The organism is Dinghuibacter sp. (assembly GCF_035492835.1).
Classification (GTDB): Bacteria; Bacteroidota; Bacteroidia; order Chitinophagales; family Chitinophagaceae; genus Dinghuibacter.
In genome coordinates this window covers 1-7,652 of sequence record NZ_DATJIY010000221.1, presented here as the reverse complement: position 1 = coordinate 7,652, position 7,652 = coordinate 1, and the positions used below count along the sequence as shown (strand labels likewise).

General features: G+C 60.8%; 4 protein-coding genes. 2 read left to right on the top strand and 2 right to left on the bottom strand.

Annotation, left to right across the window (positions count from 1 at the left end; genetic code table 11):
• A partial coding sequence (locus VL547_RS20665) for an ATP-binding protein (protein WP_325581526.1) occupies window positions 1-1,028 on the bottom strand: 1,028 nt, incomplete at its 3' end.
• A gap of 154 nt (window positions 1,029-1,182) precedes the next feature.
• On the opposite strand from VL547_RS20665, the gene VL547_RS20660 reads away from it, so the two are divergent.
• Entirely contained in the window at window positions 1,183-3,558 is a 2,376-nt protein-coding gene (locus VL547_RS20660; protein WP_325581524.1) for a bifunctional YncE family protein/alkaline phosphatase family protein, read from the top strand.
• A gap of 122 nt (window positions 3,559-3,680) precedes the next feature.
• Complete coding sequence (locus VL547_RS20655) at window positions 3,681-6,101, top strand: ABC transporter permease (protein ID WP_325581522.1); 2,421 nt, start codon at window positions 3,681-3,683, stop codon at window positions 6,099-6,101.
• 142 nt (window positions 6,102-6,243) lie between these two features.
• Here VL547_RS20655 and VL547_RS20650 read toward each other — a convergent pair.
• A partial coding sequence (locus VL547_RS20650) for an RtcB family protein (protein WP_325581520.1) occupies window positions 6,244-7,652 on the bottom strand: 1,409 nt, incomplete at its 5' end.

Sequence of the window (7,652 nt, the reverse complement as noted above, 5' to 3'; positions counted from 1 at the left end):
GCAAGCAGCTCCTGGCCAACCAGGTGTTCTATAATGGTCCCCTGGTAAACGGCATTCAGGTCTTTTGTGCCGATGATCTCCTTTTGGATGCCCACGAAATAGTTCAACATTCCTGTATCCAGCACCTGAAGCCGGGGTGATTTCTTGTGGTCCGGCTCCAAAGGAAGGGTAGCGCTTGTCTGGGGGAAGACCAGGTGGATCAGCAAGGCCTTTTCCAACGTCCGCAACGCTTCTCCCATTTCCCTGGACCCGTAGTTGGATTTTCCGAAACCCTGATACTTTATCCGCTTACCCGCTTCCGCGTACGAAGCCCTTATGGCATAACGGATCATCTCCACCTGCGTCTGGTTGCCCGCATATTTCTCGACGTCGTCGATATAGGACACGATCAATGACTCATATACCGAACCCAGTGTCGTAAGGTCCTTGCTTTCCGCGTATCGCTGCACCACTTCTGGCATGCCGCCAATCAGCGCGTATTGATGAAAAAGCTGGAGCAGCCGGGTATGCGCAAATGGCGCCATAGGCACCTTCGTCAATTGGTCCAATGCGCCATCCTCTCCCATGGCGGATAAAAATTCGGGAAAAGACACAGGATAGATCGCCATGTATTCCACCCTCCCTACGGGAAAACTGACCTGCCGGTTGAACAAGGTTTCCAGCATGGACCCGGCGGCTATGACCCGGATATCTGGCGCCTCCTCATAAAAGTACCGCAGCATTTTTAGCGCCTCCGGCACCTCTTGGATTTCGTCTATAAACAGGAGCGTGTCTCCACGCTTATCGAGCCGTTGGTTCTTTAGGAAAAACAGGGCTTGAACCAGTGACTCCAGGCTGGTAAATTGCTCGAAGGGCTCCCGGTCGTCGTCCCTCTCGAGGTTGAGGTATATATACTGCCCGAAGCGGGTTGAAAACTGCCGGATGGCCGTTGTCTTACCCACCTGCCTGGCCCCTCTGATTACCAGCGGCTTACGATCCTTTTTGGCCGACCATTCCTCCAACCGGTCGTGAATGCTTCTTTTAAACATAACACAGAGTAAGGGCTTTTTTGACCGATATTTGTCACAAAGTTAGGGCAGTTCTTTTAAAAACTTGACACAAATACAAGGCAATTTTTGCGATTACTTGTAATAAACACAAGGCAATTTTATCCGATCTTTGTTACAAAGTCAGGGCAATTCCATGAAAAAGCACATTATATTCCTTTGTTGCGGCTTAATGGCCGGGCGGATTCTGGCGCAGACGCCGGGTGGCGCGTCCGTGCAAATCCCGGGTACGGCGGGGGACCGCGTCCTTTTACCGACGGGCTGGTATCTAAGCCCCGCCGGAAAGGCGGTGGCGCTCACGAGCGACCTGCCGTTGAATATGGCGGTGGCGCCGGATGGGGTACACCTGGCGGTAACCAATAACGGGAACGGGCGGCAAGGGGTCGACCTGATCGATTTGAAAACGGGGCTGCTCACCGATTCGGTTACGGTGCACGCGTCTTGGCTGGGGCTGGCGTTTGCGCGGCGGAAGCCATGGCTGTGGGTCTCGGGGGGAAATGACGACGTGCTGCTGCGGTACACGCTGACGCGCGACCGGCTGACGGGGCCGGACACGCTGCGGCTGGGGGCGCCCTGGCCCAAGGAAAAGATCAGCCCGACGGGGCTCGCGCTCGACGAGTCCCGGGACCGTCTCTATGTGGTGACGAAGGAGGACGATGCGCTGTACATATGCGATACGCGGGCGATGACCGTTTTGCGACGCGTGGCGTTGTCCGCGGAGGCGTACACCTGTGTGTATAACGCGGCACGGCATGAGTTGTACATCAGCGGCTGGGGCGGGAGCAAGGTATGGATATATTCAACGGTCCGGGACACGCTGTCAGACTCCGTGGCAACGGAGGACCATCCGAACGACATGGTGCTGAGCCGGGACGGGCGGTGGTTGTATGTCGCCAACGCGAACGCCAATTCGGTGAGCGTGGTGGACCTGGCGGCGCGGAAGACGGTCGAGACGCTGCACACGGCCCTGACGCCCGACGCGCCCACCGGGTCGACGACCAACAGCGTGGCGTTGGGTCCGGGGGACAAAACATTGTACATCGCCAACGCGGACAACAACTACCTGGCGGTATTCGACGTGTCGACACCGGGGAGCAGCCGGTCGGCGGGGTTTATCCCGGTCGGCTGGTACCCCACCTGTGTGCGGACCTGGCGCGGAGGGCTGCTGGTGGCCGATGGCAAGGGATTGGCGTCGCCTGCCAACCCGGATGCGGAAGGGCCGTACGGACACGTAGGCGCGTACAAGACCTCTCATCACGGGGACCAGTATATCGGGAGCATGTTACACGGTGCGGTGTCGATGATCCCGGTCCCTTCGCCGGCCTCGCTTACGGCGTATACCCGGCAGGTATACGCCAATACGCCGCTGCCTTCCGCCCCGGCCGGCGCCATCCCGCCCATACGACACGTGTTTTATATCCTCAAGGAAAACCGCACCTACGACCAGGTCCTGGGCGACATGCGGCAAGGCAACGGCGATAGCAGCCTGTGTATCTTCGGCGAGCGCGTGACGCCCAATGCGCACGCACTATCCGGTGAGTTTGTCCTGCTCGACAATTTCTATGTCAATGCCGAGGTCAGCGCCGACGGGCACAACTGGTCGATGGCGGGGTACGCCACCGACTTCGTGGAAAAGAACTGGCCCTCCAACTACGCCGGCAGGGGCGGCAACTACGACTTCGACGGTAGCCGGCCGATCGCCAACCCCACCAAAGGATTCATCTGGGACTACTGCGCCCGCGCGGGCGTGAGCTTTCGCAACTATGGGGAATTCGAGGACAACGGGCCCCCTACCCTGCCCGTCCTGCGCGACCCGGCCCACTATTGCCGCGCCTATCCCGGCTGGAACCTCGATATCCAGGACGTCTATCGCGACAGCGTCTTCGAGCGCGACTTCGACTCGCTGGCGGCGATGGGCGCCGTGCCCCGTTTTTCTACGATCTATCTGCCCAACGACCATACGAGCGGGCTTTCCCGCGGCGCTTACACACCCATCGCCCACATCGCCGACAACGACCTGGCGCTGGGCCGGATCGTGGATCATATTTCGCACAGCCCGCTATGGGCGTCATCGGCGATCTTCGTGCTCGAAGACGACGCCCAGGACGGCCCCGACCACGTCGACGCGCACCGTTCCGTGGCTTATGTCATCAGTCCCTACGTGCGTCGCCACGCCGTCAACCACACGCTCTATTCCACCGCGGCGATGTTGCGGACGATGGAGCTGATTTTGGGGCTGCCGCCGATGTCGCAATACGACGCGGCGGCGGCGCCGATGTTCGATTGTTTTACGGCCACCGCCGATACGACACCGTATGTGTTCCGGCCGGCGTTGGTGGATATCAATGCGCGGAATAAGGCGGCGGCGCCGGTCACGTTCGACTTTTCCAAACCCGACGCGGCGCCGGACCGCGCGCTCAACGAAGCCATCTGGCAGTCCGTCAGGGGGACGGCGATGCCGGCGCCAAAACGCAGCGCTTTCGTGCTGGTCGCCCGGAGCGACGACGATTAGGGCCCCGTCCGTTCCCGGGCCGCCTGGTGTCCGGAATCGATACAAAGCCCGGACCCACTTACATATAAGTCTTTATTTTTCAATAGGTACGGACTTGGCGAAGTTTGTGCGGCCATACCCGCATGCTGCGCAACTATATAAAAACCGCCTTCCGGAATTTCCGGAAACAGAAAATCTTCTCGGCGCTCAACTTGTTGGGTCTGACGGTCGGACTGGCTACCGTGCTGCTGATTACGCTATACGTCGTAAACGAATTCAACTACGACCGGTACAACGTCAATGCCGACCGCCTCTACCGGGTAAACCCACACTTCCGGATCTCGGGCGAAGACCTGCGCGAAAAGATCGTGCCCGCCGACCTGGGGCCGGCGATGAAGCGGGATTACCCCGTGGTGGAAAATTTTGTCCGGTTCAGCAATGTCGGCGCTTCCCGCGTCCGCAAAGGGAACGCCTTCATCACGGAGCAACGGACGTGCTGGGCGGACTCGAGCCTTTTCCAGGTGTTTTCCCTGCCCCTCCTGGCGGGCGATCCTCAGACCGCCCTTACACAACCGCACACCGTCGTCATTTCGGAAGCCATGGCCCAACGCCAGTTCGGGGCGCTGCAGCCTTCGGCCATCGTGGGCAGGACCCTGGCGATCGACGACACGACACAATGGAAGATCACCGGGGTGATGGCGGACATGCCCGCGCTCTCGCACGTCCACTACGACCTCATACGGTCGCTGTGCACCGACCAGCAGTCCAGGGAAGTCAACTGGATCAATAACGACTGGGAGACCTACCTGCTGGTACGGCCGGGTACGACCGAAGCGGTGCTGGACCGCGACCTGGCGGCAGCCACCCAAAAATACTCGGAGCCGACCATCCGCAAGGTGCTCGGCACGAACTTCGACGAGATGGCAAAAAAGGGGGACTTCTACCGGTATGAGACCATTCCCCTGACCCGTATCCACCTGTATTCGGACCTGCCCAAGGAAACCGAGCCCGGGGGAAGCATCGTCTATGTCCGGATGTTCATGATCATCGCGATCTTTATCCTGCTGCTCGCCTGCGTCAACTTTATGAACCTGTCCACCGCCCGCTCCGCCGGACGCAGCCGGGAAGTGGGTGTGCGGAAGGTGCTGGGGTCCCGCCGCGGCAATCTGGTCGCCCAATTCCTGGTCGAGTCTATCCTCTACAGCTTTGGCGCCATGGTGCTGGCGTTTATGCTGGCGTTGCTGCTCCTGCCTTTTTTCAGCCGGCTGTCCGGGCAGCGGTTGACAACAGCCACCCTGCCCTGGTATTGGCTGGCTCCCGCCGCGGGCGCGGGCGTGCTCGTCGTGGGGCTGCTGGCGGGCAGCTATCCCGCGTTTTTCCTGTCGCGCTTTCAGCCGATACAGGTATTAAAGGGCAAGCTATCCACGGGATTTAAGGGGAGCTGGCTCCGGAATGTCCTGGTCGTTTTCCAGTTCACGACGGCCGTATCGCTGGTTGTCGGCTCGATCGTGATATACAGCCAGCTCAACTTCATCCGCAACCAACGCCTGGGGTATGACCGCTCACAGGTCTTGCTGATCCAGCATACGGGGAACATGGGCGAGCACCTACGCGCGTTCGAGGACGCGTTGTCGCAATTGCCGGGTGTCCGCGCCGTCACCACGGCCAACTCCTTTCCGACCACCAATCTCTCGACCGCGGATATGTGGTTTTCCGACGCGGCCAAGACACGGTCATACGGGCCGGAGGAGTGGGACATCGAGTCCGGCTATACCCGGTTCATGGGGATGACCATGGCGAACGGACGCGGTTTCCGACCGGATATGCCTTCCGACACCCAGGGTATCCTGATCAACCAGACGATGGCCCGGCTGATGGGGATATCCAATCCCGCCGGCCAAAACCTATACCGCCAGGAGGACCAGGGCAAGCTGGTCACCTACCACATCCTGGGTATTGTAAAGGATTTCCATTCCGTCACGCTCCACGAGGCGACGCCCCCCTTGATCCTGATGCTGGGCCGGTTCAGGGATATCACCGGCGTACGGTTGAACACCGACCATATTGCCGCCACGGTCGACCAGGTACGCAAGGTATATGCCCGATACGCGGGCGCCGCGGCGTTCGACTATTCGTTCATGGATGATGACTTCAACAAGCTCTATGCGTCCGATGCCCGCGTCGGCCAGGTCATCTCCACCTTTACCGCGCTGGCCCTGCTGGTTGCCTGTCTCGGTCTCTTTGGCCTGGTCACCTTCGCCGCTGAACAGCGGAACAAGGAAATGAGCATCCGTAAAGTCCTCGGGGCCCGCGTCCGCGATATCATCGCGCTGCTGGCCCGTGACTTCGTGGCGCTGATCCTGGTGTCGCTGGTCATCGCGTTTCCCCTGGCGTGGTATGGGATGCACCGCTGGTTACAGAGCTTCGCGTATCGCGTGAACATCGGTTTTTCGACGTTCCTTTTTGCGACGCTCGCGATCCTGGCGGCGATTGCGCTGACCATCGCCTGGCAGGCGGTCCGTTCGGCTACCTCGCGGCCGGTCGACGCGCTGAAGTCGGAGTAGGTTTTAGCGTGCCTATAAGCACCGGAGGGGAGGCGGCCTCGAGGTCTGCCGCTGTTTTGATGGCTATCAAAGCGGCGGCAGACCTCGAGGCCACCTCCCCTCCTGCACTTAGGCATGCCGTAGGCGCCCCGTGGGCACGTCTTTAGCCGTCCATACGCACGATCCGGGGGCGGAACGCGCCGACGACGTCGACCAGGGACGTCTGCGCTCGCATGACCGACTCGATGTCCTTGTAGGCGTGAGGAGCTTCGTCGAGACCGCCGCCGATCAGGCGGACGTTGTGGCGGTCGAGTTCCTCGCGGAGGGCGTGATGCGAGATGCCCGCGTTGGCGGCGGAGCGGCTCAGCTTGCGGCCGGCGCCGTGGGAAGCGGAGTCCAGCGATGCCGTGTTTCCGCGGCCTTTCACGATAAAACCCGGGGCGGTCATCGAACCGGGGATGATCCCGAGGACGTCGCGGCCGGCGGGCGTCGCGCCCTTGCGATGGACGATCAGACCGCGGCCGTTGTGGGTTTCCCGCCAGGCGAAGTTGTGGTGGTTCTGGACGGTGCGGATCGGGAGACGGCCGAGGGCCGTGGCGATCTTTACGTGGATCACGTCGTGACAGGCGCTCGCGTAGTCACCGGCGAGGTTCATCGCGGTCCAGTATTCCATGCCTTCCATTTCATCGAGCGTCAGCCATGCCAGGTGCGTCGCTTCCTGGGGGAGCCGGCGTTTGGACCGGGCGACCCGGGTGTAGTGGTTGGCGATGTTCGCGCCAAGCCCCCTCGAACCGGAGTGGCTTAACAGACCCACGTAGTGGCCGGGCGCCAGACCCAGCACCGGGTCGTGTTCCGTAATGGCCACCTCGCCGAATTCCACGAAGTGGTTTCCGCCGCCGCTGGTACCCAGTTGTTTCCAGGCGCGGCCGTGGAGCGACCGGAGCAGTGTGGTGTCGTGGAAGGTGTCCCGGTCCATCACGGGATGGTCCATCGATTCCCTGAACTGGCCGCCGCTCCCGAACAGTGTCGCCGCCTCGAGCTCCCTGGTAAATAAGGATTCCTTACGGTAAAGCTCGGTGGCCGGGATGTCAAAAACGCTCAGACACATCCTGCAGCCGATGTCCACGCCCACCCCATACGGGATGACCGCGTTCTCGGTGGCCAATACGCCCCCGATGGGGAGGCCATAGCCGGAGTGCGCGTCGGGCATGAGCGCGCCCGCGACCGCAACCGGCAGTTTTGCCGCCAGGTACATCTGCTGCATCGCGCCTTCCTCGATCTGGCCCCTTCCAAAGATGGAAAAGGCGACCCCGTCGCGGTTCAGCGAGTACTCGACGCTTTCGTCCCGTTCCGGAAGAAAAGCGCGCGCCACCTTGCCCAGCACGGGGTCGTCGATGAAGTCCTTCGGCTGCACCATGATGTCCTTGAGGACCGCCAGGGCCTCTTCGAGCGAATGCCGTTTATAATACTGTTCCATCACCCCTATGGCCACGCTGACCACGGGGGTTTGGGGATAACCGATCTTTCTCAGGTCCTTTCCCCGGATTTGTAATTTTGCCATGATTCTTCCAT

Excerpts from the sequence above, each read along its gene's own strand:
- VL547_RS20660 (WP_325581524.1), top strand. The coding sequence starts at position 1,183 with ATGAAAAAGCACATTATATTCCTTTGTTGCGGCTTAATGGCCGGGCGG.
- VL547_RS20655 (WP_325581522.1), top strand. The coding sequence starts at position 3,681 with ATGCTGCGCAACTATATAAAAACCGCCTTCCGGAATTTCCGGAAACAG.